We start from the raw sequence: 24,410 nt of genomic DNA, 5'->3' as shown, positions 1-24,410 counted from the left end.
TCCAGATCGCGCGCGGCCTGCGCTACCGCCACGCCGCGATCTCGGACCAACTTCACCGCCTCGAGCTTGAACTCTCGGCTGAACTTCCGTCGTTGCATCTACACCCTCCGGTTCCGAAAGCACCTTATCTTGGTGTCCACGAAACCGGCAGCAGCTCACGTGCATCAGTTTCGGGGGGATGAATTTCTGCAAATTACGTATTTTGTAGCTACCTCTATGAGGCACCATCCCGACCGAAAAAATTGGCCGCGCAGCCTTGTCTCGCTGCGCGGCCAAACTGTCGGCAAAGGGGGTGCCGATCAGAAGCGTTTGGTGATGCTGACGCCGATTATGCGTGGATCGAGCGTGAACACATTGGTTGTCAGGCCCGAATCGTCGCTATTGACGAAGGCATCGGTGATCGGCGTCGAATTGAACAGGTTCTTCACATAGACCTGCAACGTCATATCCCATTTGCGCTGGTCGAGCGTGAGAGAGATATTGGTGTTATTCCATGCCCGTAGCCGGTCGATCGCGGTGTTGTAGATCCGCGCCCAGCTTGCATCTTGGCGGTAGAAATCGGCGCGCGGCGTCAGCGCCCAATCCTCGCTCTCGAACGTATATTGAACACCGAGATTTAACGTCCAGTGCGGCGCGTTGGGCAATTCGTGCCCGCTCACATCCGCTGCAATCCCCTGCCCGTTATTGGGCGCGGTTTTCAGATCATAAGCGCCATATTTCGCCGCCAGCGTATCGCCCGGCTTGAAGCTCCCGAAATTCAGTCCCGCAACCCCGCCGCACAACAGGGCCAGCACAAGAGGGGGAGCCGACGGATCCTGAACGATGTTCTTGACGATCGAGGTCGGCGCGATGCAGCTTGATGTCAATTGCACCCACGGGCGCACCAGCGTCCAATCAGGGTTGCCCTGCGTTCGATTCATGACGTCGATCGACGACGAGCCTTTGCCGAGCCGCGTACCGAGATAGCCGACATTGGCGTTGAATTGCAGATTTCGCACAGGTCGCCACGTCGCTTCGAGTTCTGCACCCCATGTCTGCGCATTGAAATTTTCGTTCAAAGCCGTGCGATCGACGATCTTCGAAATCTGATACCCTTTGTAATCGTAGAAAAATGCCGAACCGTTGAGCGTCAGTCGACCGTGGTCGAACGTATTCTTCAAGCCAACCTCGAAAGCGTTGACATATTCCGGTTTGTAGGTGGTCGGTTGCGGGTAGAATTCGAGATATTGCGGGTCGGCATTGATGCCAGGCGGATTCGTGCCGCCCGCCTTATAGCCGCGCGAATAAGATCCGTAGACCAGCGTGGAATCGGTAAAGGCCAGTTCAGGCGACCAGTCCACCGCCAGCCGCCCTGTGAAGCGACGCCACGATTGGTGAATGTCGGGTTGGGCGGGATAGCCGGAATTGACGTAGCCCCCGCCCGATATACCCGGTGAAAGCAGCAATTGTGTGGGAACCGGCGTCGTAACCTTACGATCATCGGTATAGCGCAATCCCCCGGTGACCTTGAGATTGGGCGTGGCACGCCAGTAAACCTCGCCAAAGGCCGCGTAGGAATCGACCTTGTAGATATTGTCGCTCCGGAAATAATTGTGCCCCTGGCCATTGATCCGGTCGATCGGATTGGGATCGATATAGATGCAGCCTGTGGTTGCCCCTGCCGGACAGGCGGGAGGCGGCGTGTCGGTACTGACCGGTCCGTTGAAATACCCTTGGGCGATCGCTGTAAAAAAATTGGAAAAGACGTAATAATCTTCATTGATTTTGAAATGGAGATAGTTCGCACCGAAGCTGAAATTGAACGGCCCGGTGTTGGACGATTGCAACCGGAATTCCTGCGACCATTGTTCGCTGCGGGAGTTGACCATGTCGACTGCAACCAAGGTATTGGATGCGCCAAGCTGTGGATCGTTGAACACGCCGCCTGGCGTGAACCCCTTTACCTCCGGCGTGAAAGTGTCGAGACTGAAGAGGCCGATCGAATCGTTGATAATCGGCACCGAATTGAACCGGTTATAGTCCTGGGTCGAGTGGTAAAAATCCTTGGTGTACAGCGACTGCGAATACAGTTTCAGGTTGCTGCGCACGCCCCATTCAAAATTGAGCTGAAAGATATCGTTGCGCGCCCGAAAAGTCGGATCATACTTTGTCGCAATCTCGCGCAAGTTGCGCGATTGCACGACCCCGGCATAGGGATCTCGGGTCGGATCGGCGAAGGTCGCAAGCCCGGAAAAGTCCGGCAGGAAGCCCAATTGGACCAGCCCGCTGGCGGCAGCGACATAGGGCAGGCTCAGTCCGTTCGGCACGCCATAGGCACCCGCGTCATAGAGCGAACCGTTGGCGCACCCTTGGCTTAGCTGGGCACGGATGGGAAACCCGTTGGAAACTTCCGGCACAGCCAGCCCTCCAACCGTGCTGGGACCGGGATCGTAGTGGCACAATTGCTTGCCGGTGCGGGACCGATCGTCCTTTTCGTCGAAATGCTCCCAGACGAGACTGGCGGTGAAATCGTCGACGGGTCGCCACTGTGCCGTCGCGCGCAGCGACCAGAGATCACGACCATTGACCGCCCGGTCGGTTACCGTGTTGTAATCGAACCCGCTGCGATTGGTGTAGGCACCGGCGACGCGCACCGCGAAGGTATCGGTCAGCGGGACGTTGAGCATGCCGCTTACGCGGCGCGTATCGTAATTGCCGACCTCTCCCTTCAAAGAGCCTTCGAACCGGTTGCTTGGCTTGTTCGGGAGCATGTTGACGACGCCCGCAGTGGCATTGCGACCATAAAGCGTGCCCTGTGGCCCCCGCAGCACCTCGACCCGCTCGACATCGAAATATTCCTGCTCGAACAGGCGATTTCGCAGTAGCGGTGTATTGTTGTAGCTGATCGCGACGGCAGGATCGGTGCTTACCGAAACGGCCTTGGTGCCGACCCCGCGGATCGAGAAATTGTAGCCGCTAAAATTGTTCTTCGAGAAGTTGACGTTCGGCACTGCGCGTTCGAGCTCGGCACCCCCTTCGATCTTATACTGGTCGAGCGCCTTGGCGCTAAACGCAGACACCGCGATGGGGACCTTCTGGATCGATTCCCGCCGCTTCTGTGCAGTCACGATAATATCCTGGCCTATAGCGTCGGACTGCGCTTGCTCAGTCGGCACGGCGACCGGCGTGGCTGCCTGGCCGTTTCCCTCAACGCTCCCAAGCGACCCCGGCTGGATCACAAAGACTTTGCCCTGTCGGCGATAGGTCAGACCGGAACCGCGCAAGATCGCGCTCAACGCCGCTTCCGGGGTTGCGGCACCAGCGATCCCGTGACTCACCTTGCCTTTGGTCAGCGCGGCATCCGCCATGATCGTCAGCCCGCTTTGCAAGCCAAAGTCGCGCAAGGCGAGATCAAGTGACTGCGGGCGAATATGATATGGCGTCTCGGCAAAGGCCGGACTTCCACAGGTTGATACAATCAATCCTGCCAGCGCGATTCCGCACAACATAGATCGACGAACGCGCAAGGACCCAAAGGTCATCATCCCCTCCTGTATTGCGTTTCGACTTGAGCCGAATCCGCTTCCGTACGACTATGACGCGACCATGAGCCTGGTGGGGGGATCATCCTGAAAAAAACGAAAGATTCCAGCAAACGGTGTCCCGCGACGAGAAAAGCCCTCTCCTGATCCCCCCGACCATAGCAGAGCACCGTCTATCATCTGGGACATGCCGAATTGTCCGGCGGAGCGAGGCGCATGAGTGGAGATCGACCGGGAAAGGCTGATCGCATGTCGGCGGACAACAGGCCGCAGCACACCTATGACCTGACGGAATGGATGAATCGCTATGGGCCAGGCTTGCGCCGCTTCCTGGCCCGGCGGGTCAACGCAGCGGATATTGACGACCTTGTTCAGGATGTTTTCCTGCGCATGCAAACCGCCCAGTCAAACCAGCCGATCGAGCATGCCGAACGCTATCTTTTCCGGGTCGCACAAAATGTCCTCATCAGCCGCTATCGCGCCGATGGCGGCCGTATGCGGCCGGTGCTCGGCTCGATCGAGGGGACCACGGCAGAACCCCGCGACGACATTTCTCCCGAACGCATTGCGATCGGGAGAGAACAATATGCCCTGGTGATTCAGGCCATTGCGAACCTGTCCCCGCGCGTACGCGCCGCGTTTGTCATGCACCGGTTCGAGAACATGACATACCAGACGATTGCCGTACGCATGGGCATAACCAAAAATTCGGTAAAGGAGTTGATCCACCGGGCCTTGCTCCGTCTGTCCGACGTCATGGAGGACATACAGTGACGATCGAGCCTAAACGTCTCGAAGATGGCTTGCGTGCCGAGGCGACGCGTTGGTTCAGCGCGCAGCGCTCCGGCGACATGGCGGCGGAAGAACGGGAAGCGTTCGCGGATTGGCTCCGCTCCAACCCGGGTGCTCACGCCCAGCTTGAGCGGCTGCAACAGCAATGGGACGCCCTGGATTCGATCGCCAACGACCCGGCAGTCCTGGAAATACGCGAGCACGATGTTCACGCATACAATCGTCCGGCGCGTTTCAAGGCGTTGCTGGCGCTTGCCGCGGCGGTGCTGCTGCTGGTGTCCTCCTCGGTTACGTTTCTGCAATATGGCGACCCAGTGCGATCCTGGTTCGGTTCGGAGGGCGAGTTGTTCCGCACCGGCACCGGGCAGCGCACGACCGCAACCTTGACGGACGGCTCTGTGGTGACGCTCGATGCGGAGAGCGAACTGCGTGTGGTCGAAATGGGTGCCCGTCGCCGCTTGCGACTGATACGGGGGCATGCCTTCTTTCAAGTCGCCAAGGACCGCGTCCACCCCTTTCTCGTCGAAGCAGCCAGCAAGACGATCCGTGCAGTTGGAACCGAATTCGACGTCCAGCTCGATGATCAAGCGAAACTGACCGTGACGCTGATCGAAGGCAAAGTCCGCGTCGAGCAGCCCAATGGATGGGTCCGGCCCGGTCGGCGCGTCAATATGGTGGCGGGTGCGCGCCTGATCGCGAAATCGGATCATGCCTGGAACGTGACACACGTCGATACGGCGAGCGAGACGAGCTGGCTGACGGGTCGGTTAACCTTCATTCGCGAGCCGCTGGCGGAAGCGCTGAACGAGGTTAACCGTTACTCCGCGCGCAAGATCGTCTTTGTGGACGGGCCCGCACCGGCGACCAATATTGTCGGGGTGTTTGCCGCCGGCGATGTCGACAGCTTCGTTACGGCGCTGGAGTTGAACGGAATCGCGCGGGTCTCCGATCGCACCGACACGAAAATAATGGTCACCCGCTCCGCTCGAGATGGAAGGGGAGATTGAGCCATCCGACGGCGGCTGGTGCAGAAAAGGTACGGTCGCTGCCCCTGCCGGACAAACCCCGACCGGTTGGCCATCGAGTATCTGCCGACATTCGCGCGAAACGGCGTGATCCGGGACCGTTTCGTCATGCCCGATCAGGTCCCCCGCATGCCAACGCTGGCGAAGGAACCGGGGCGCGAGAATGCCGAAGCCGTCTCAGCGGACCGGGTCTCGATGCCGGGCACCACACAACCAGCCGATATCCTGTGGATGCACCTTTTTTAGCACGAAGCGCTGATCGGTTTCGGGGCGCTCCTCACGAGCGGTCGCCGAGCTTGATCGCTTTGAGCAGCGCGTCGGTCATCACCTTTGGATCTGCTCTACCATTTTGATTGGTGAGAACGATTGTCGAGAGGGGTTCGTCAAGGTCGCGGCGGTACCAGCAAGAGAAACCGGCGGTTCCCCCGCCGTGCGAGACGATGGTCCTTCCATCCACCTCGTCGACTTCCCACCCAAAGCCCCAACCGGCGGGCTGACCGTTCGACAGGCTGGCGCTACGCCACATCTTCCGCCGAACGCCCGAGCTCAAGATTCGCCCCTGATCCAGGGCAACGGACCAGCGATTGATATCGGCTACGGTCGACAGGAGGCCGCCGGCTGCCCAAGTCGATCCGGCCGCGCTGCGCGGAGGATCGTCGTCGTAACGCCCTTCGCTCCAGAAATGCCCTGAAGCACAACGGTTCCTGCATGGGATCCGATCGCGAGGGCCCGTCGACGACATGCCGGCTGGCCCGAAAAAGCGCTGCCGAAGCAGGTTCCAATAGTTTTCCCTGGTGACCGCTTCGGCCGCCATCCCGAGAAGAATGAAGCCGGTATTGTTGTATTCGTGCCGCTCGCCGGGCGCGAAGCTGTTGGGCCGGTCCGCCACCAGCGCGAGGATTTGCCTCGGCTTGAGCTCCTGCGGCATAAGCAGGCGGAAATTGTCTCCATTGAGATATTCGGGCAACCCGGACGTGTGGCTGAGAAGCTGCGAAAGCCGAATATTCCGCCAGGTCGCGGGGATATCCGACACATAGGTCTCGATTGGCGCGTCGATACGCAGCAGACCTTCCTCTTGAAGTTGAAAGATCAGCGACGCTGTGAAGGTCTTCGTCAACGAACCGATCTCAAAGATCGTCTGCGCATCGGGAACGGACGCTGCATTGCCCTTGGTGCCCGCGCCTCCAGCAGCCACAATTCGGCCCTTTCGAACCGCTCCGGCCGCGATCCCGGGCGCAGCGTCGAGCGGGATCTGCGAAAGAATTGTCTCGGCTCGACGCACGGCCAAAGCCGGATGCGGCATCAGAAACGGTGTCGCGGTGAGCCCGGCAAGAAAAGCTCGCCTCGAACCGCTGGCAGCCGCATTCCGCGTTCGCAAAAACCCATCGTCGGCAGAGCACGTCCAATTACGCTTCAGCATCAATAGAATGCTCCATTGGTCGTAATCGCGAAACGGGTTCTCATGGACGCTGAAACTGCATCGGTTGACGCATCAGTCAAACATCGATTGCGATCGTTCCCGACGACCCGAACGCATCGGAAGGCGGTTCGAGCGCGTATCGATCATTCGGAGGATTTTGAGGGCTCGGATGCGCGAGGGTGCAGCTTGACCAAGCCGCACCCCGCCGGGCAGTTCCCCTGCTTTGCCCGGGCACCTTATTCGTGGCGCAATGCGCGGGCCGGCTCCGCGCGCGCGACGCGCCATGCTTGGCCAAACACGGTCGCGGCCGCGATCAACACCGCGATCAGCGTCGCGCCAACGAAGAACAGCGGCGACAGCGCAATCCGGTCGTCAAACCCGCCGAGCCAGCGCTGCATGGCGACAAAGGCCAGCGGCCAGGCCACAAGATTCGCCAGCAGCACCGGCCGCATGAACTGAACGATCAGCAAACGCAGCACTTCCGCGGTCGACGCGCCGAGCGTCTTGCGGATGCCGATCTCCTTGACGCGGCGCGCGGTATCGAAGGCGGCCAGCCCGTAAAGGCCGATGCACCCGATCAGGATCGCAAGCACCGCGCCGATTGTAAACAACCGCGAGCGCTGCGCATCGGCCTTGTAGTAGCGCGCGAACAGGTTGTCCTCGACCGAGCGGGCGCGGAACGGAACCCCGGGCGCGACGCGCTTCCACGCCGTCTCGAGTGCCGCCGTCATCGCTTTTGGATCTCCGCTATACCGCACCGCTGCGATCGGCGAGATGACCCCGACAGTGTCGTAATAATAAGCGACCGGGTCGACCGGGTCACGCGGACTGCGGAAGCGGACATTGTCGACCACGCCGATGATCGTCGACCATCGATCGCCATCGCTGATCGTTTGCCCCACCGCCGCCGTCGGCGACGAAAAGCCGAGCGCCGTCACCGCCTTGCGGTTGATCACCAGGTTGGGGCCGATTTTCTTGCGCTCCGCCGGGGAAAGAAGAGCGCGATCGTCGGCATGCGCCGCGTCGAACAGGCGCCCGGCAATGCGCCGGGCACCGTAGACCGCGAAATAGTCGCGCCCCGTCCCGACATCCATCACCGATATCTTCCGGTCGGGCGCACCTGGCCGACTGTAGCCCGAGAAATTGGTCGTATCCTGATCCCCCGGCGCATTGTTGCCCACCGTTACGCCCGTCACGCCCGGAACCGCTGCCGCGCTGCGTAAGATGTCCCCGCGCTGCGCCGCATCGAGCCCGCTATTGTTGAACGAGCGAATGAGCAACAGCCCTTCCCGATGGAAGCCGAGGTCGGCGTCGCGGATGTGCGCGGTCTGCGCCAGCATCGTCCCGGTTGCGATCGCAAAGGCGATGGCGATGGCGAACTGGACGATGACCAGCGCGCCACGCAACCGTGCTCCGGCGCGGCCACCGCCCGGTGCGCGCGTCGAGGCCAGCACCGCAGCGGGACGGAAACCCGACAGGACGAAGGCGGGGTACAGACCGGCCACCAGCGCGATCACCAGGACCAGCGCGATCATGGGAAGTACGATCCCGTCGCGCCCGAAATAATGGAGCGCGAGTTGGGTGCCCCCGAGCGTATTGACGAATGGCAGCGCGATCTCGGCCAGCGCAAAGCCGATCAACGCCGCCACCGCGACGGTAGCAAGCGCCTCGAACAGGAACTGACCGATCAGCGCGCGCCGCGTGCCGCCAACCACCTTGCGGATCGCCACCTCGCGCGCCCGGAGGCCGGCACGGGCAGTCGCCAAATTGACGTAGTTCACGATCGCGATGACCAGCGTCAACAAGCCGACCACGCCCAGCGTCGTCACGATCGCGCGATCGCCGGGGCTGTAGAGGTGCATCGCCGTCAGCGGGCGCAGCGACTGAAAATACTCGCCCTTCTTGATGTTGTCGCCGACATAAGCATGCCGATCAAGGAAGGTGGGCAATTGCGCCTCGAAGGCGCGCGCGCTGGCCGTATCGGGAAAGCGCAGGAGCGTGGTCAATGACGAGCTGCCCCAATGCTCCCACCATTCGTTGCCGAAGCGGGCGCGCACCAGTTGCGCGAACATCTCGTCCTTGAAGGTCACATTGTCGGGCATGTCGCGCAGCACCGCGCCGACCCGATAGGGATAGACCGCACCATTGATCGCGAGCTGCAGCGTCTGGCCGATCGCCGGCTGGCTACCGAAATATTTCCGGGCGGCACGCTGCGTGATCACCAAGCCGTTGGGGTCGGCAAGGGTGCGGGCCGGATCGCCCTCGATTGCCGGAAATTGCATCAGATCAAAGAAATTCGGATCGACCGCGCCAAGCTCCTCCGACGTCGCTTGCGCGCCCTGTCGGACCGTCGCTGCAGTCGGCATGAAGCGGGTGCCGACCAGTTGCGGATAGTCGGCGCGTAACTGAACGAGTTCGCTGCCCATCGTGTTGGGATTGGGGTCAGGCGGATATCCCGGCATGACATAGCGCTCTTCCATTACCCACAGTCTGTCCTGCTCGGGCAAGACGCGGTCAAAACCGCTTTCGAACTGCACGAACAGGTAAAGGACCAGGAAGGTCGCGATACCGAGGGCCAGTCCGCCAATGTTGAGCGCCGCGAACAACCGGTGGTGGGCGAGCGAGCGATAGAGCGAGACCAGCATCTTACGCTGCCCGACGCGCGGAGGACAGGATGCGACCGTCGAGCATGTGTACCGTTCGCTTGGCGATATCGGCGTGCGCGGGGGAATGGGTGACCATCACGATCGTCGATCCGTCTGCGTTGAGCTGACCGAGAATGTCCATCACCTGCGCGCCATTCTCGGTGTCGAGATTGCCGGTCGGCTCGTCCGCGAGGATCAGCCGCGGCTCGCCGACAATGGCGCGGGCGATCGCGGCGCGCTGCTGCTGTCCGCCGGAGAGTTGATGCGGGTGGTGCCGCTGGCGATGCGCGACGCCGACACGATCCATCGCCGCAGCGACGCGGTCCTTTTTCTCGCCCGTCGGCATTGCGCGATAGGCGAGCCCCAGGGCGACGTTCTCGGCGATCGTCAATTCGTCGATCAGGTTGAAGCTCTGGAACACGAAGCCGAGGCGATCCCGCCGCAGTTTTGCAAGCGCGCTCTCCGGTGCGCGGGCGATGTCGGTACCCTCGAACAGATAGCGACCGCCGCTCGGGCGATCGATCGTGCCGATAATGTTGAGCAAGGTCGATTTTCCGCAGCCCGATGGCCCCATGATCGCGACGAACTCGCCGGCCTCGACGGCCAGTTCGATCCCGCCAAGCGCGGTCGTCTCGATCTCGTCCGAGGCATAGGTACGGCTGACGTCCTGGAGCTGGATCATGGGCAAATCCTATTTGAGAAGAAGGGTCTGGAAGGGTGCGTAGGAGGTCAGTGCGGTGGTCACGATGCGGTCGCCTGGTGCGAGGCCAGAAATGACCTCGACCTGATCGGGGTTGCGCCGCCCGGTAACGATCGCGCGCCGTACCGCTTTCGAATCGCCGTCGAGCACGAAAGCCATGGTCCCGCCGGCATCGAGCCAGCCCCCCGAAGGCGCGACGATGGCGGGCCGGTCCGCGCCGAGGATGAGCCGAACGTCGAGCGTCTGCCCGCGGTTAAGCGCGACCGGCGGGCTCGTCCTGAACGCGAGTTCAACGCGGAAACGCCCTGCCGTCACCTGGGGCAGCACCTTTAACAGGGTCATCGGATAGCTTCGACCGTCGAGGTCCGCGACCGCACCAAGGCCGGTGTGGACGCGCCCCAGATAGAATTGATCGACGTCGGCGATCAGCTTCCACTGGCCTTCTGAATCGATCTGTCCAACGGGATCGCCGCTCTTGAGCATCTGTCCCGGCTGCAGCGTGAACGCAGTAAGCCGCCCGCCGACCGGCGCGCGTAATACCAGTGCCGACAGGCTCGCGCGTACCATCGCCAGGCTCTCGCGCAACTGCTGGGAGGTCGCAGCGATGCCCGAGGATTGGGCGGCGAGCGTGACCGCCGCCTCGCTCGTGCCGCGCTGGAGCGTGGCGACGCGTGCCTGTTGATAGGCGACATCCTCGCGCACGGGGTCGATCGCGGCGCGGGCGATGATGCCCTTGTCGAACAGCACCTGTCTCTGCGCGAGCAGGGTCTGCGCCTTGGACAGCGCGTTGCGCGCATCTGCCAGGTCGCGCGCGCCGTCCTGCCGCGTGTTCTGTACCGTCAGTCGCTGGCCATTTATCGCACTCAGCTGACCGATGATTTCGGCCGAGCGGCTGGCGACGTCGAGCGCGAGCGAAGGATTGGACAAGCGCGCGAGCGGGGTGCCCGCGGCCACCATCGCGCCGTCGGCGGCCGCCAGTTCCGCGACCTGCCCGCCCGAGATGGCGGTGACGAACACCGTCCGCAGCGGCGCGACTTCGGCGCGTAACGGCACGAAATCGCGAAACGGCGCGCGCGTTACCGCTCCGGTGCGGATCGCTGCGCTATCGACGCTCAACGTATTGGAGCCGGGCATCAGCAGCCACAACACCAAGGCCGCGATCACCACCACCACGCCAATCGCACTCCGCACAATCACTCGCCAACGTTTGGCGTGGGGGCGCTCGATGCGACGGTCCATCGCTGCGCCAGATTGGGTCATCTGCGTCATGCCGACACCATAACGGATGCATCGCGACGGGCCTAAAGCGCGGAAATCCGGCGTTTCTGGCAGCAATCGCGCCGTGCGTTTCCCATATCTGTACGGACTGTCCGTTTCCGGACACTATGCAACACCATGTCAAGCGAATCGCCCGCCATCCTGATCGTCGAAGACGATGCCGACGTCGCGAAGGCCGCGCGGTTGTTGCTTGAACGCCAGGGAATGACCGTATCGATCGCCGCCGATCCTGCGGCTGCCTGGGTGTATCTCGCCGAGCGGCCTGCCGACGTCCTTCTGCTCGACCTCAACTTCGCGCGCGGGCGCACCAGCGGCGAAGAGGGTTTTGCGATGCTCGACCGCCTAATTGCGGCCGACCGCCACGCCGTGGTGATCGTCGTCACCGGTCACAGTGGCATTGCCGTCGCGGTACAGGCGATGCGCCAGGGGGCGACCGACTTTGTCATCAAGCCGTGGAACAACGAACGTCTGCTTGCGACGGTCCAGCGCGGCGTCGCGCTGCGCCGTGCGAAGCTGGATGCCGCAACAGCGCCACCGATCGACGACGGCCTGTTGCTCGGCGAAAGTGCCGCGATCGCGGGCGTGCGCGATCTGATCGCCCGTGTCGCGCCGACCGAAGCTCCGGTCCTGGTCAGCGGGGCCTCCGGCACCGGCAAGACCGTGATCGCGCGGCTGATCCATCGAGGATCGGGACGCGCTGACGGGCCGCTGGTTACGCTCCACGCGGAGACCGCCGACAGCGCGACGATCGCGGAACGGCTCGCCGCCGCTCTCGCCGGTACGCTGGTGATCGACCATATCGATCGCTTGCCGCGCAGGTTGCAAAGCGACCTTGCCCAACAGGTCGACGGTGCGCGTGTCATCGCGACGACCCGACTGGATCGCGCGGAACTGCGCGCGGCTGTCGGCGAAGACCTGTTGTACCGCGTCAATACGATCGAAATCCGCGTGCCACCGCTAGCCGAGCGCGGCGGCGACGCGCTGCTGCTGGCGCAGCATTTTCGTTCCCTGTTCCAACATCGGCATGGCAAGCTTGGCGGACCGATTGCTGACGCTGCCGCGAAAGCGATCGCGCAATCTGCCTGGCCCGACAATGTGCGCGAGCTGCGCCTTCTGATGGAACGCGCAGTGCTGCTCGGCACGGACGACGCGCTTGGACTGGACGATATCGCGCGGCCGCCTGCGCACGACGCCGAACGGCCGCTACAGCCGGGACGATCGCTCGCGCAGAGCGAGCGGGCGATGATCGATGCAGCGCTCAAACGCTACGCGTTCAACGTGAGCCGTGCCGCAGAGGAACTCGGACTGACCCGCGCGGCCTTATATCGGCGGATGGCGCGCTATGGCCTCTGACGGCATCCGTCGCACGATCCGAGCGCTGGTCCTCGCGCTGGCGGGTGGGATCATCGCACTGGCAGCCACCCACGGCCTGTACGCGACCGCGCTGCTCGCGATTGTGGTCGCAGCCTGGACCGCGGTGCGCAATGCGGTTGAGCAGGGCGCGCCCTCGCCCGCCCTCGCACCACCGGCTCCGTTGCCAGTAAAGTCCGACCCTGAAGCACTCCAGCGCCTCACCGCCTATCTGGACCTCTCGCCGGCCCCCTTGGTCTCGCTAGATGGTGACCGCCTTCGCGCGGTGAACCGCGCGGCGCGGCGCTTGCTGGGAACGAACGACCTGGTAGCCGAACCTCCACCCGCTCTCCTGGGGATGCTGTCGGACACCCGACCCGGCCGAACCGCCAAGATCGACCTGGACGACGCCGGGGAGATCAGGAGCTTCGCGCTCACCACGGGGGACCTGGCGCTGTCAGGCCGAATGCTGCGAATCGGCGCGCTGATCGACATCGATACCGAGTTGAAGGCGGCGGAGGCGGCCGCTTTGCGCGAGCTCGTCCAAGTGCTGAGCCACGAGATCGTCAACGCGCTAACTCCGATCGCGTCGCTCGCCGCGACGGCGGTGGCGATGCTCGATGATCCCGTGCCACCGCTGCCCGAGTTGCGCGAGGCGATCGAAACGGTCGCACGGCGAGCGGCGAGCCTGCATCGCTTCGGGGAGAGTTACCGCGCGCTGGCACGCCTGCCCACCCCCGCCCTGCGGCGCACCGCGCTTGCCGGTTTTGCAAATGATCTCGCCATGCTCTTCACGTCGCGCTGGCCCGCGATCGAACTGGCGGTGGAAAAGCACGAGGCCCCCGCGCATCTGCTGATCGACCCGGACCAGCTCACCGCCGCGCTCTGGGCGGTTCTGCAGAACGCCGCCGAGGCGCTGGACAATGCGCCCGACGCCAAAATCCACCTGATATTCAAGGCGCGTGTCGGTCGGACGCTGATCGGCATCGTCGACAACGGACCGGGGATATCTGCGCGTGACGAGAGCGACATTTTTCGGCCGTTCTTCACTACCAAGGCAGAGGGCAGCGGAATCGGCCTGTCGCTTGCGCGCCAGATCCTGCGCGGCCACGGAGGCGACCTTGCCCTGGCCTCGTCTCGCGTCGGCAAGACCGAGTTTGAAGCGACTATCCCCGCATGAAGGCACTGCGCGACGCCGCGCAAATCGGTATTCGGCGGAGCGTGACAAGAGCAGACGCCCGTCGCCAGTGGCGGTCGTCCCGTTCGCTACCCCCCGATCTTCCGAAACCAGTCGTTCCCCAGGATATCGAGGGTTGGCTGCCCCTAGAGCCGTCGGATTTAGATCCAGTCGGCGCAATAAGTGGCCCCGCGCACGGGTCAGGCTTGCCTGTCGTGCACGAGGCCATCCCCTCAGAGCGCGACCACCGGGTCGGACGACAGCGACATCTGGCGGGCTTGAACGAGGGCACTCTCGATCGCGCTGCGTCGCGCCTCCTCGCCGCGGCCCAGCCCTTCGGCAACGATGACTTCGACATCGACACCGACAAAACTGAAAATCGAGCGCAGCAGCGTTTCGGCATGCTCATATGCCGAATAGGGGGATCCCTCGCCATAGACGTTGCCGCGCGCGAGCGCGACGATCACGCGCTTGCCCGTGACCAGGCCGACCGGGCCGTTCTCACCATAAGCGAAAGTCTTGCCCCTCACGGCGATGCGATCGACCCACGCTTTCAACTGGCTGGGGATCGAGAAATTGTAGAACCCGGCACCAATCACCACGATGTCGGCGTCGAGAAATTGCTGCACGTCCTCACCGCTCTCCAGCGCCAGGAAAGCATCGAGAGTCATGTGCGCGATCGGCTCGGCGGCAAGGTCGCGATAGGTGACCTCAAGGGTTGGATCGGTTTCCAAAAGACGCGCCACCACGGCGGCGGAAATGGCGCGGCTCGCTGAACCCTCACCCATGATGCTGGAATCGAGATGAAGAAGCTTCATTGATTGTCTCCGGTCTGGATTTGTGACCTGGAGCAGGTATGGAACCGAGGGCGAACCGCCAAGAACGCATATTTTTAGGACCTGGTCACATGGATATGCCCGCCACTCCAGGCATCAACGCCGACTGCCGGAGAATGAGCAGCGTGCTGTCTCTCGTCGGCGACAAATGGACGGTGATGATCGTCATGGTGCTTGCCGAACGACCGCGCCGCTTCAACGACATCAAGCGGACGATCGGCGGGATCTCGCAGCAAATGCTGACCCGGACACTGAAAGCGCTCGACCGCGACGGCATGGTCAGCCGGACGGTACATCCGACCGTGCCGCCACAAGTTGAATATGCCCTGACGGATTTGGGGTATTCGCTGTCGGAGCCGCTGCGCGCGCTAGGAGCCTGGGCGGGAAAGCATCTCGAACTGATCGACGAAAACCGCCATCGCTATGACGGGGCGCGGAAGATCGAGGCCGAGACTCCCACGCGGGCGCAAAGACCATAACGCGGCCGTTGCGCCCCGCCCTCATGGTCTGGAAGAGCGCATTGCGAGCATCACCCAATCCCCGATCGATCCCGTGATCACCACGGCACCGACGCGCCAAAGCGGTCGATGAAGCGCAGCCCCGGCGTACCCCTTTGGGCGAGCAAAGTGTCGGCCAGTTGCGGCATGGTCTCCGCGATGCTGAAGGGCGCGTGCGGTCCGCCAAGCGCGGTGCGGATCCAGCCTGGTGCCATCAGCACCATCGCACGTGGATCGCCGGCATGGCGGGCGGCAAAGCTGCGCATAGCTTGGTTGAGCGCGGCCTTGCTGCCGCGATAGACCTCAAAGCCACCGTTTGTATTGTTGGCGATGCTGCCCTGGCCCGACGACATCACGCCGATCAGGCCCGTGCGCGGCACAAGATCCTGAAGGCCTTCCACCGCCCGCATCACGCCGAGCGTGTTGGTCAGCATGACGTGCACAAATTCGTCGGTGGGGACCTCCGCGATCGTCTCCATCGCGTTGCGGTTGGCGGTGCCCGCGTTGACGAACAGCAGGTCGATGGCGCGATCCGCGAGGCGGTCGTGCAACGCCGCGATCTGGGAGGGTTCGGTGACGTCGAGCGCTTCGATCGCAACCTGGCCCGGATGGGCCTCGGCAAGATCGTGCAAATCGGTCCGGTCCGTCTCTCGCACCGTACCGATAACGTGCCAGCCCTTTTTGACGAACTCCGCCGCCAATGCGTGGCCGAGGCCTCGGGATGCGCCCACCAGAAGGAGCGTGCCGCGATCGGTTGAAATGGTCATGAGGGTCTTCCTTTGTTGCTCTGCCGGGCCCGATGTCGAGGATGCGCAGCGCACGCGCCAGACGCATAGAATGCAAAGAACAATTGCGTCTGACGCCATGTCTGGCATGCAGATCCGGCTAGGGGATGGGGATGCCGCCAATCGATCTGAACCTGCTGACCGCGCTTGATGTGCTGCTCAGCGAATGCAGCGTCACCGCCGCCGCCCGGCAGCTCGGCCTAAGCGTTTCGGCGATGAGCCGGACGCTGGCGCGGCTGCGCGTTGCGACCGGCGACCCGTTGCTGGTCCAGGCCGGACGGGCGCTCGTCCCGACGCCCTATGCGGAACAATTGGCTGAACGCGTCCACAGGATCGCGCAGGAAGCGCGGTCGGTGCTTACGCCGACGATCGAACATATCGATCCGGCGACACTCGTGCGGACCTTCACGATTCGCGCCAATGAAGGGTTCGTCTCGGTGTTCGCGGCAGCTTTGGTCGCAGCGATCACCACGGCGGCACCGCACGTGCGGCTGCGCTTCGCGCCGAAACCGGACAAAGCGGCGGTGCCGCTGCGCAACGGCACGATCGACGTGGAAATCGGCACAGTGGAAGCCTCGGCTCCCGAGCTGCGCAGCCAATTGCTGTTTCGCGATCGCTTCGTCGGTGTGGCACGGCGCGGGCACGCGCTATTGGACGGCGCAATCACGCCACACCGCTACGCAGCGTGCCGCCACGTTATCGCATCGCGGCGCGGCGCGTCGAGCGGACCGGTGGACGACGCACTCGACGCACTTGGGCTGCGGCGCGACATCGTCGCGATCGTATCGAGCTTCCTCGACGCGCTCGACATCGCCCGCCGTTCGGACCTTATCGCGCTGGTGCCGCACGCGTGCCTGCGAGGCGGAGCGGCGGCAACGGAGGGCCTCGTAGCGTTCGAGCTGCCGGTGACGACGCCGGATCTTTCGATCAGCGTGATGTGGCATCCGCGCCTCGACGCCGATCCGGCACACCGCTGGCTGCGCCAAATGCTGATCGCGACGTGCCGGCAAGCGGTTCAACCGGACGGGGCCAGGCGGGCGACGTAATCGATAAACGCCCGGAGCGGCGGTGGCACGAGCTTGCGACTGGAATGGTAGAGAAAAGGACCGGGAAAAGGCTGCCACCACGCCTCCAACACCGGCTCGAGCGCATGGCTCGCCAGAGGCGGCCGAAGCCAGTCTTCGAAAAGGTGGATCACGCCAACGCCGGCGATGGCCGCTTCGACGCCGAGATCTATAGCTCCCCCAACGCCAACGACCAGCCGGGCCCGCGGCTCGATCCGAACGATCTCGCCGTCGCGCTCGAATTCCCAGGGAGACGTCAACCGACCACTGGCGAAGCGACCGAGAATGCACGGATGCCGGAGCAAGTCGCGCGGGTGCGAAGGCCGACCATACCGATCCAGATGCTTCGGGGAGGCAGCGGTCGCGAAGCGTTGCACTCGCGGCCCGATCGGCAGCGCGATCATGTCCTGTTCCAGCTTGTCGTCGTAGCGAATGCCCGCGTCGCAACCCGCCGCCAACATGTCCACAAAACCGTCTTCGGCGATGATCTCGACCTTTATGCCGGGATGGGCCTGGAGAAAACCGGGCAGGATTGCCGACAAGATCAGCCGCGCCGCGCTAACCGGTACGTTCAGCTTGAGCGTGCCGGTCAGGCCATCGCGCAAGTCTCCCACCGCGCCAAGCGCCGCTTCCACCTCGCCCAGAGCAGGCGCGAGCCGTTCGAGCAGGCGCGCGCCGGCCTCGGTTGGAGCGACGCTGCGCGTCGTGCGGTGGAGCAGCCGGACCCCGAGCGACGCCTCCAGCCGACGCACGGCCTCGCTCAACGTCGAGGCGCTGACACCCGCAGTTCGGGACGCTTCGCGAAAGCCGCGCGCGCGCGCCACCGCCAGAAACGCGTTCAGGTCGGTCAGGCTCTGGTTCATTGTCTGCCTTTCCGCACAGCCCGTGCTGATCATGCCGGATTATCACCATAGTCGCCATGCCCTAGCTTGAGCAGGAAGGAGACAATCCCATGCACCCGATTGATCAGGCAGGCAGCTTCACCCTTGGCGACCGCGCGGTAAGGCGGATGGGATATGGTGCCATGCAACTCGCCGGGCCGCACGTATTCGGGCCGCCGAAAGACCGCGACGCCGCGATTGCAGTGCTGCGCGACGCCGTGGACGCAGGCGTGAACCATATCGACACCAGTGACTTTTATGGCCCGCACGTCGTCAATATGCTCATCCGCGAGGCACTATCGCCCTATGCCGAGGATCTTGTTCTCGTCACGAAGGTCGGCGCGGTACGCGGGGACGATGGTTCCTGGAACCTCGCAGCCTCGCCCGACGACCTGCGCCGCGCGGTTGAAGACAACCTGCGCCATCTGGGGCTGGACACGCTTGAGGTGGTCAATTTCCGTTCCATGCTGGGCGGTGGCAATGCAGGACCGGCCGAGGGCTCGATCCGCGTCCCCTTCGAAGCCCTTGTCGGCATGCGTGAGGAAGGTTTGATCCGTCACCTTGGTCTCAGCAACGTGACCGCAGCACAGGTTGCGGAGGCGAGAGCGCTCGCGCCGATCGTCTGTGTGCAGAACCAGTACAATATCGCCCATCGCAGCGACGACGCGCTGATCGACGCGCTGTCAGAGGACAGCATCGCCTTCGTACCGTTTTTCCCGCTGGGGGGCTTCAGCCCGTTGCAATCGTCCCGATTGAACGCGGTCGCCCGCGACCTCCGCGCGACGCCCCTGCAGGTGGCGCTCGCATGGCTGTTGCGGCGCTCGCCCAACATCCTGCTGATCCCCGGGACCTCGTCGACCGCGCACTTGCACGAAAACCTGGCTGCCGCCTCGCTGAACCTGCCGGACGACGCGCTGGCGACGCTTAATGGGATTGGCAGCTAGGCAACCCTATCCTTCCTTGATTGCCCGAGGGGTGTTGGGGTGTGTCGCCAGTCGCTGGATCATCGTTGCCGCACCAATCAGCAGCACGATCGGCACAAGCAGGACATAAAACCCAACCGTTCCGCTGAACGCCGCCAGGAGATGCCCGACGATGAACGACCCGGTGGTGCCGCCCAGCGCGGAAAAGACGACGATCAGGCCAACCATCGCGGGCTGCTCCTGCGGCCGCATCGACGACAGGATCGCCGAATTCAGCGCCGGGTAGATCGGCGCCATCAACAAGCCGATCATCGGCAAAAGATACGCCGCGATCGGCGCTCCCGCCCAGCCGGTTACACGGCCATGATGCCCGGCGGCGAGCGGCAGCACCGCCAGCATCAGCAGCGCCATCCCGGCAAGACAGCCGCAGACCAGCGGAAACCAGCCGGTCCGCCGTACGACGACGCCAGCCCCCAGCCGCCCAAGCGCCAGGCACACCGCGAAGATCGACGCCGCCTGCACGCTCATTTGCGCCGACAGACCGAGCAATTCCCGATTGAAGGTCGGAAGCCACGACCCGATGCCTTGCTCGACCAGCACATAGCAGAAGATCGCCGCGATAAAGCTCAGCGTCAGCGGCCGCCAGGCGAGCGCGAGCATTTCGCCGAATTTCTGGCGCGCACTCTCGGGTGAAGTGCCCGTCGATTCGATCGCTGCGCCCTCGTCAAAAGGGGTTAGAGCCAACAGCACCAATGCAACCCCGCTTGCCGCCGCGAGCCCGTAATAGACGTTCAGCCACTGCGGGTCCGCCGGATTGACCGGGTTGATGAAGGCCGCGAAGATCCAGTATCCGCTCAGCACCCCGAGCATGAACACGCCCTCGATCACATTGAGCAGGGAAGCGTGCTGCGTGCTGTCCTTGGTCAGCAGGCCAACGAAACTATAGACCGAAACCTTGGCCACGCCGAAGCCGACCCCGACCGCAAGGAACATCAGTCGGGTGGTCCAGAAACCCGGTGCCAGCGGCATCGCCAGACATGCAAGCGCTACGACCCCGAGCGCGACGACCATCGCGCGGCGCAATCCGAAGCGCGGAAGCTGCGCGGCGAGCAGAAAGCTCGTCGCCGCGATCGACAGGTCCTTGAATCCCTCGAGCGAACTCGCCGCGCCCTTGGTGATATGGAAGGATTCGATCGATTGCAGGATCACGGTGCCCACGCTGTTGAGCAGCACGGCAAAAACCGCATAGGTCAGGGCAAGCCCGACGATCAGTCGTGTTCGGTTCATGGTCCTCCCCTGCCGGAGCGCCGATCCGGCTTATTGTCTTGACCACCTCCTATTATGAAATGCATATCAATGGCAAATCGGGCGCGCATGCGCCGTGTCAGGAGAGAGTTTGCGTGGGGCGGTCATTACCGGAAGCGTCGTTTGCTGCCATGCGTTTTGCGCGCGATGGCTGGTGCCTGGCTGCCGAGGGGCAGACACTGCAGCTACACCATGTTCCCGCGCTCTTTTCGATCGGCAACGGCTTTATCGGGATGCGCGGTCCGGGAGACGGGGCAGATGCGCCCAGGGTCTATCTCAACGGCGTTTATGAACGCATGCCGATCGCCTATCATGAGGCGGCACACGGCTATGCGCGGGAAACCGACCTGCGGCTCGCGGTGGCGGATGCAACCCGACCAGCGATCCTGATCGAGGGCCAGCGCGCCGAGGCGGCGAGCAGTGTCACGCTTGATCTCACGCGTTGCGTCCGCGCCGAAACGGTGCTGGCCGGTGGTATCGACGTAACGATCGAACAATTCGTGGCGATGGCGCAAACCGCTCTCGTCCTCACCCGCGTCCGGTTTCCCGCAGGTAAAGACGTGGTGGTGACCCCCTTGGTGACGCCGCCTCCTGGCAGCGAGGCACCCGTCGCTGCCGAGCCGCAAAGCGACGCGATTTACGATCCGCGCATCGCGCCCACGCTTGCGGACAGCCCGTGGCGCAAGCTCGATCTCCGCGCCGGTCCCGGTATCGCCGCGCGCACCGACCGCCTGCACCGCAGCGGCTTCGTGGTGGCGAGCGCGATGCAGGAAATCGGACGCCGTACCGCCGGCAATCTGGTCGAGGTCGATTTCGTGTCGGGCTATCAGGCCGCGCGCGACGAACCCGTACTGGAGCCGCTGCTTGCCACGCTCACCGCGGCGCAAGCGCGGGGCTATGACGCGTTGCTGGCCGAACAAACCGCATGGTTCGCCGACTTCTGGTCGAGCAGCACTGTCAGCATTCCGGACCAGCCCGAAACCGAACTGGCGATCCGCTATGCGCTTGCGGAATTGACGATGGCGGTCGGGCGCGACGGCAAGACCTCGATCGGGGCCAAGGGACAGACCGGTGAGGGCTACGAAGGCCATGTCTTCTGGGATGCCGATCTCTACGTGCTGCCGGTATTTGCCTTCACGCAACCGGCGATTGCCCGGGCGATGCTGGCATGGCGGATTTCGGGTCTGGATGCCGCCCGCGACAATGCCCGCGCTATGGGCCAGACCGAGGGTGCGCTCTATCCTTGGCGGACGATCGGCGGGCACGAATGCTCCTCCTATTTCCCCGCCGGGCCTGCGCAATATCACATCAACGCCGACATCGCCTACGCGCTGGAAACCTATCTTGCGGCGACAGGCGACCGCACCATTCTCGACCAAGGCGGGGCGGCGATGCTCGTGGAAACTGCGCGGATCTGGCTGGCGATCGGATACCATGACCGCGATCGCGACGACGCCTTCGTCATCAACCGCGTGACTGGACCCGACGAATATTCAGCGATCGTCGACAACAACCTCTATACCAACTTGATGGCCGCGCGGCATTTGCGCTTCGCCGCGCGCGAAGGGCTGTCGCTGTCGCTGCTGGATGCAGCGGAAGCCGCGCGGATGGTGCGCGCGGCCGACGCGATGTTCCTGCCGTTTGACGATGCGCGGCACGTCTATGCGCAGGACGATGGCTATTTTGACCTCGATCCATGGCCGTTCGCCGACACCCCGCCGGAGAAATATCCGCTGCTCCTGCACTTCCACCCGCTCGCCATTTATCGGCGGCGGGTGTCGAAGCAGGCCGATGCGGTGCTGGCGGTGGCGCTGCTGCCAGACGTCTTTACCGACACCATGCGGCAGCGGATGGTGGAGACCTATGAGGCGACGACGACCCACGATTCGACGTTGTCCGCCAGCGCCTTCGCCACCGCCGCGGCGCGGGCCGGTGATGGTGCGCGCGCCGCGCATTATTGGCGCGTCGCGGCGCTGACCGATTTGTCCGATCTGTTCGGCAATACCGATCACGGGCTGCATATGGCCGCCCTGGCGGGAAGCTGGACGACGCTGGCGATGGGCTTTGCCGGGATGCGAGTCGAGGGCGACACGCTCTGTTTCGATCCGGTCGATATCCCCGGCCTGCCCGAATATGGCTTTTCGATCACCTATCGCGGCGCGCCAGTCGAGGTGACGGTCTCCGGTGCCACCGCGCGCGTATCGGTACGGGGCGACCACGCCGTGCAGATCCGCATCGCGGGCGTCGATGTGGCGACGTCCTCGGAAATTCAGAGCGCGCGAGCGACCGTATCATGACCTTCCGCGCCGCACTTTTCGATCTGGATGGCGTGCTGGTCGACAGCGCGCGTCTGCATTTCGTCGCGTGGAAACGGATCGCCGATGAACTCGATATTCCCTTCGACGCGGACGATAATGAAGCGCTGAAGGGCGTCGATCGCATGGGGTCGCTCGAGCACATCCTGCGGCTTGGGGGCCGCACGCTGGACCTGCCCGCGAAAGAGCACCTCGCCGCCCGCAAGAACGGCTTCTACCTCGATGCCCTGACGACGATGAGCGACGCCGACGTGCTGCCCGGTGCTGCGGCATTGCTGGCGCAGGCGCGCGAACGCGGGTTGCTGCTAGGGGTCGCCTCCGCCAGTCGGAATGCCACGGTCGTGCTGGAGCGGGCCGGGCTCTCGCGCGCCGTCGATTTTATCGCGGATGCGGCAAAAGTCGCGCACTCGAAACCTGCGCCGGACATCTTTCTTGCTTGCGCAACGGGCTTGGGCGTGGGGCCGGCCGAGTGTGTCGGCTTTGAGGACGCGGCGGCCGGCGTGGACGCGATCAAGTCCGCCAACATGGTGGCGATCGGGATTGGCGACCGCGAGATTTTGGCCAAAGCCGATTTGGTCTTCGCGGCAACCGCCGATGTCGATCTCGACCGCGTTTTGCGGCTGTCCCCGAGCGCGCCTCAGGTCTGACGGACGATCAGCCGCGTCGGCAACAGGCTCGATTTGGGCCTGCCGCCTTCGAGGATCTGCATCAGCTTTTCGACCAGAATTGCGCCCGCCAAATGGGTTTCCTGCTCGATCGTCGTCAGCGCGGGCGTGAAATCGGCGGCGGGTGGAATGTTGTTGTAGCCGCACAATGCGTAGTCGGTCGGCGCTTCCAGTCCGAATTCGCGGAACGCGGCAACGATCGCGATCGCGGCGGTATCCGAAAAGGCGAAAACGGCGTCGGGCGGCGGATTCTTGTGCAGCCACGCCACCATGCTTTGATAGGTGGAGGCATAAGCCATCTGCTCGACATCGAGATGCGCGACGCTGACATCGCCATGCTTGGCGGCAACCTCGCGCAGGCCGTCGAAGCGCATGCGGATTTCGGAATGGGCGATGTTGCCGACATACAACCAGCGTTTGGCCTGGCGTTTGACGAACAGCTCACCGGCAAGCTGCCCGCCAAGCCGATTGTCGCTGCCGACCGAGCAATAGGGTTCCTTGGGATCGACCCCGCCCCACACGACAAACGCCGCACCGGCGCGCGCAAGATCGCGCAGCATCGGTTCGCGCACACCCTGGCCGAGGAAAATAAAGCCGTCCGCCACGCGCGAACTGATCAGGTCGAGATGGCTTTGCACGTCGGTGAGGCTGGGGGGCGACAATAACAGGTCCTGGTTGCGGACCGACAATGCCTCCGAAACGCCTGCCAGCAATTCAAAGATGAACGGGTCGGCAATCCGCCCCGCGCGATGCGATCCGAAATCGAGCACCACCGCGACAGTGTCGTTACGCGCCTGCCGCAGCTTCTGTGCGTTGCGATTGATCGCATAGCCATGTTCGCGCGCCACGCGCAGGACACGCTCGCGCGTTTCCGCATTGACCAGCGGGCTGTTGTTGAGAACGCGCGACACCGTTGGCTTTGACACGTTCGCAAGCTGGGCAATGTCCCCCATGTTCAAATCCATGGCGCGTCGACGCAAGACAGGGCTCCTCATTTCCCGGGCAGGCAGGCGGTCGTTGAAACGGATTCCCGATAGACGGTGAAACTGCCCACCCCGCCTGAATGCGATGAAATACGCATGGACGGGAAGGTGATGCAACACGTGCTTCTCACGAAGCGGGCGAGCTGCCGTTTGGGTTTGCCCCGCCAAACCCCGGCCCTGGCAGGTCGAGCGGCAACGCTAGCGCCTTATACGATTGTTTTGTCGCCATATTTTTCAACATTCCGCGA

The 24,410-nt window shown here is 63.5% G+C and carries 21 protein-coding genes; 10 read left to right on the top strand and 11 right to left on the bottom strand.

Going from position 1 to position 24,410, the window contains the following annotated elements; translation table 11 throughout:
* Both ACP7BY_RS08475 and ACP7BY_RS08470 read right to left on the bottom strand, forming a co-directional pair.
* Positions 1 to 98, bottom strand: a 98-nt coding sequence (locus tag ACP7BY_RS08475) for a transposase (RefSeq protein ID WP_426287999.1), incomplete at its 3' end; no start/stop codon positions are given.
* Positions 99 to 299: 201 nt separating this feature from the next.
* Entirely contained in the window at positions 300 to 3,383 is a 3,084-nt protein-coding gene (locus ACP7BY_RS08470) for a TonB-dependent receptor domain-containing protein (RefSeq protein ID WP_249340839.1), read from the bottom strand.
* 387 nt (positions 3,384 to 3,770) lie between these two features.
* On the opposite strand from ACP7BY_RS08470, the gene ACP7BY_RS08465 reads away from it, so the two are divergent.
* From ACP7BY_RS08465 to ACP7BY_RS08455, 3 genes are all read left to right on the top strand, one after another.
* The gene (locus tag ACP7BY_RS08465) at positions 3,771 to 4,295 is read left to right on the top strand and encodes an RNA polymerase sigma factor (RefSeq protein WP_033964073.1); all 525 of its coding nucleotides are present in this window, start codon (positions 3,771 to 3,773) and stop codon (positions 4,293 to 4,295) included.
* Entirely contained in the window at positions 4,292 to 5,320 is a 1,029-nt protein-coding gene (locus ACP7BY_RS08460) for a FecR family protein (RefSeq protein WP_137902758.1), read from the top strand. Before ACP7BY_RS08465 ends, ACP7BY_RS08460 begins: the two co-directional genes overlap by 4 nt.
* Before the next feature lie 66 nt (positions 5,321 to 5,386).
* Positions 5,387 to 5,584 (top strand): hypothetical protein, encoded by a 198-nt coding sequence (locus ACP7BY_RS08455; protein WP_033964064.1) that lies wholly within the window; start codon positions 5,387 to 5,389, stop codon positions 5,582 to 5,584.
* 31 nt (positions 5,585 to 5,615) lie between these two features.
* Here the strand turns inward: ACP7BY_RS08455 and ACP7BY_RS08450 are convergent, their stop codons facing one another.
* The 4 genes from ACP7BY_RS08450 to ACP7BY_RS08435 all read right to left on the bottom strand — a co-directional run bounded on the left by ACP7BY_RS08450 (position 5,616) and on the right by ACP7BY_RS08435 (position 11,372).
* The gene (locus ACP7BY_RS08450) at positions 5,616 to 6,758 is read right to left on the bottom strand and encodes a serine hydrolase domain-containing protein (protein WP_081988634.1); all 1,143 of its coding nucleotides are present in this window, start codon (positions 6,756 to 6,758) and stop codon (positions 5,616 to 5,618) included.
* A 236-nt stretch (positions 6,759 to 6,994) separates the two neighbouring features.
* Positions 6,995 to 9,403 carry an ABC transporter permease gene (locus ACP7BY_RS08445; RefSeq protein WP_033964062.1) on the bottom strand — a complete coding sequence of 803 codons (2,409 nt, stop codon included), beginning with the start codon at positions 9,401 to 9,403 and terminating at the stop codon, positions 6,995 to 6,997.
* Position 9,404: 1 nt separating this feature from the next.
* Complete coding sequence (locus ACP7BY_RS08440; RefSeq protein ID WP_126845147.1) at positions 9,405 to 10,085, bottom strand: ABC transporter ATP-binding protein; 681 nt, start codon at positions 10,083 to 10,085, stop codon at positions 9,405 to 9,407.
* A 9-nt stretch (positions 10,086 to 10,094) separates the two neighbouring features.
* Positions 10,095 to 11,372 (bottom strand): efflux RND transporter periplasmic adaptor subunit, encoded by a 1,278-nt coding sequence (locus ACP7BY_RS08435; protein ID WP_231564953.1) that lies wholly within the window; start codon positions 11,370 to 11,372, stop codon positions 10,095 to 10,097.
* Positions 11,373 to 11,498: 126 nt separating this feature from the next.
* Between ACP7BY_RS08435 and ACP7BY_RS08430 the strand changes: the two genes are divergently transcribed.
* Together ACP7BY_RS08430 and ACP7BY_RS08425 are read left to right on the top strand one after the other, a co-directional pair.
* Positions 11,499 to 12,734 (top strand): sigma-54-dependent transcriptional regulator, encoded by a 1,236-nt coding sequence (locus ACP7BY_RS08430; RefSeq protein WP_033964061.1) that lies wholly within the window; start codon positions 11,499 to 11,501, stop codon positions 12,732 to 12,734.
* Complete coding sequence (locus ACP7BY_RS08425) at positions 12,724 to 13,911, top strand: sensor histidine kinase (protein ID WP_033964059.1); 1,188 nt, start codon at positions 12,724 to 12,726, stop codon at positions 13,909 to 13,911. Before ACP7BY_RS08430 ends, ACP7BY_RS08425 begins: the two co-directional genes overlap by 11 nt.
* Positions 13,912 to 14,141: 230 nt before the next feature.
* Here ACP7BY_RS08425 and ACP7BY_RS08420 read toward each other — a convergent pair whose 3' ends face one another.
* Complete coding sequence (locus ACP7BY_RS08420) at positions 14,142 to 14,726, bottom strand: FMN-dependent NADH-azoreductase (RefSeq protein ID WP_126845148.1); 585 nt, start codon at positions 14,724 to 14,726, stop codon at positions 14,142 to 14,144.
* A gap of 134 nt (positions 14,727 to 14,860) precedes the next feature.
* On the opposite strand from ACP7BY_RS08420, the gene ACP7BY_RS08415 reads away from it, so the two are divergent.
* On the top strand, positions 14,861 to 15,223 hold the full coding sequence (locus tag ACP7BY_RS08415) for a winged helix-turn-helix transcriptional regulator (protein WP_249340843.1): 363 nt from the start codon (positions 14,861 to 14,863) through the stop codon (positions 15,221 to 15,223).
* A gap of 77 nt (positions 15,224 to 15,300) precedes the next feature.
* Here ACP7BY_RS08415 and ACP7BY_RS08410 read toward each other — a convergent pair whose 3' ends face one another.
* Positions 15,301 to 16,008, bottom strand: coding sequence for an SDR family oxidoreductase (locus ACP7BY_RS08410; protein ID WP_033964056.1), 708 nt, complete (start codon positions 16,006 to 16,008; stop codon positions 15,301 to 15,303).
* Between the two features lie 131 nt (positions 16,009 to 16,139).
* On the opposite strand from ACP7BY_RS08410, the gene ACP7BY_RS08405 reads away from it, so the two are divergent.
* On the top strand, positions 16,140 to 17,072 hold the full coding sequence (locus ACP7BY_RS08405; RefSeq protein WP_033964096.1) for a LysR family transcriptional regulator: 933 nt from the start codon (positions 16,140 to 16,142) through the stop codon (positions 17,070 to 17,072).
* On the opposite strand, the gene ACP7BY_RS08400 is transcribed toward ACP7BY_RS08405, so the two are convergent.
* Positions 17,042 to 17,953 carry a LysR family transcriptional regulator gene (locus ACP7BY_RS08400; protein WP_033964054.1) on the bottom strand — a complete coding sequence of 304 codons (912 nt, stop codon included), beginning with the start codon at positions 17,951 to 17,953 and terminating at the stop codon, positions 17,042 to 17,044. The genes ACP7BY_RS08405 and ACP7BY_RS08400 overlap by 31 nt on opposite strands.
* A gap of 89 nt (positions 17,954 to 18,042) precedes the next feature.
* Here ACP7BY_RS08400 and ACP7BY_RS08395 point away from each other — a divergent pair, with 89 nt between their 5' ends.
* Positions 18,043 to 18,915 carry an aldo/keto reductase family oxidoreductase gene (locus ACP7BY_RS08395; protein ID WP_033964052.1) on the top strand — a complete coding sequence of 291 codons (873 nt, stop codon included), beginning with the start codon at positions 18,043 to 18,045 and terminating at the stop codon, positions 18,913 to 18,915.
* Positions 18,916 to 18,921: 6 nt separating this feature from the next.
* On the opposite strand, the gene ACP7BY_RS08390 is transcribed toward ACP7BY_RS08395, so the two are convergent.
* On the bottom strand, positions 18,922 to 20,181 hold the full coding sequence (locus ACP7BY_RS08390; RefSeq protein WP_033964051.1) for an MFS transporter: 1,260 nt from the start codon (positions 20,179 to 20,181) through the stop codon (positions 18,922 to 18,924).
* A 149-nt stretch (positions 20,182 to 20,330) separates the two neighbouring features.
* Between ACP7BY_RS08390 and ACP7BY_RS08385 the strand changes: the two genes are divergently transcribed.
* Both ACP7BY_RS08385 and pgmB read left to right on the top strand, forming a co-directional pair.
* Positions 20,331 to 22,496 (top strand): glycoside hydrolase family 65 protein, encoded by a 2,166-nt coding sequence (locus ACP7BY_RS08385; RefSeq protein ID WP_033964049.1) that lies wholly within the window; start codon positions 20,331 to 20,333, stop codon positions 22,494 to 22,496.
* Positions 22,493 to 23,161 (top strand): beta-phosphoglucomutase, encoded by a 669-nt coding sequence (gene pgmB / locus ACP7BY_RS08380; protein ID WP_137902756.1) that lies wholly within the window; start codon positions 22,493 to 22,495, stop codon positions 23,159 to 23,161. Before ACP7BY_RS08385 ends, pgmB begins: the two co-directional genes overlap by 4 nt.
* Here the strand turns inward: pgmB and ACP7BY_RS08375 are convergent.
* A complete protein-coding gene (locus ACP7BY_RS08375; RefSeq protein ID WP_231564950.1) occupies positions 23,152 to 24,159 on the bottom strand; it encodes a LacI family DNA-binding transcriptional regulator in 1,008 nt (335 codons plus the stop codon). The genes pgmB and ACP7BY_RS08375 overlap by 10 nt on opposite strands.
* Positions 24,160 to 24,410 lie beyond the last annotated feature (251 nt).

The sequence above is a fragment of the Sphingomonas sp. PSPC2-2 genome (genome assembly GCF_049897725.1).
Classification (GTDB): domain Bacteria; phylum Pseudomonadota; class Alphaproteobacteria; order Sphingomonadales; family Sphingomonadaceae; genus Sphingomonas.
This window is presented reverse-complemented; position numbering and strand designations above follow the sequence as displayed.

Coding starts and splice junctions, on each gene's coding strand:
- ACP7BY_RS08465 (WP_033964073.1), top strand. CDS start 3,771: ATGTCGGCGGACAACAGGCCGCAGCACACCTATGACCTGACGGAATGG.
- ACP7BY_RS08450 (WP_081988634.1), bottom strand. CDS start 6,758: ATGCTGAAGCGTAATTGGACGTGCTCTGCCGACGATGGGTTTTTGCGA.
- ACP7BY_RS08445 (WP_033964062.1), bottom strand. CDS start 9,403: ATGCTGGTCTCGCTCTATCGCTCGCTCGCCCACCACCGGTTGTTCGCG.
- ACP7BY_RS08440 (WP_126845147.1), bottom strand. CDS start 10,085: ATGATCCAGCTCCAGGACGTCAGCCGTACCTATGCCTCGGACGAGATC.
- ACP7BY_RS08435 (WP_231564953.1), bottom strand. CDS start 11,372: ATGACGCAGATGACCCAATCTGGCGCAGCGATGGACCGTCGCATCGAG.
- ACP7BY_RS08430 (WP_033964061.1), top strand. CDS start 11,499: ATGTCAAGCGAATCGCCCGCCATCCTGATCGTCGAAGACGATGCCGAC.
- ACP7BY_RS08425 (WP_033964059.1), top strand. CDS start 12,724: ATGGCCTCTGACGGCATCCGTCGCACGATCCGAGCGCTGGTCCTCGCG.
- ACP7BY_RS08420 (WP_126845148.1), bottom strand. CDS start 14,726: ATGAAGCTTCTTCATCTCGATTCCAGCATCATGGGTGAGGGTTCAGCG.
- ACP7BY_RS08415 (WP_249340843.1), top strand. CDS start 14,861: ATGAGCAGCGTGCTGTCTCTCGTCGGCGACAAATGGACGGTGATGATC.
- ACP7BY_RS08410 (WP_033964056.1), bottom strand. CDS start 16,008: ATGACCATTTCAACCGATCGCGGCACGCTCCTTCTGGTGGGCGCATCC.
- ACP7BY_RS08405 (WP_033964096.1), top strand. CDS start 16,140: ATGCCGCCAATCGATCTGAACCTGCTGACCGCGCTTGATGTGCTGCTC.
- ACP7BY_RS08400 (WP_033964054.1), bottom strand. CDS start 17,953: ATGAACCAGAGCCTGACCGACCTGAACGCGTTTCTGGCGGTGGCGCGC.
- ACP7BY_RS08395 (WP_033964052.1), top strand. CDS start 18,043: ATGCACCCGATTGATCAGGCAGGCAGCTTCACCCTTGGCGACCGCGCG.
- ACP7BY_RS08390 (WP_033964051.1), bottom strand. CDS start 20,181: ATGAACCGAACACGACTGATCGTCGGGCTTGCCCTGACCTATGCGGTT.
- ACP7BY_RS08385 (WP_033964049.1), top strand. CDS start 20,331: ATGCGTTTTGCGCGCGATGGCTGGTGCCTGGCTGCCGAGGGGCAGACA.
- pgmB (WP_137902756.1), top strand. CDS start 22,493: ATGACCTTCCGCGCCGCACTTTTCGATCTGGATGGCGTGCTGGTCGAC.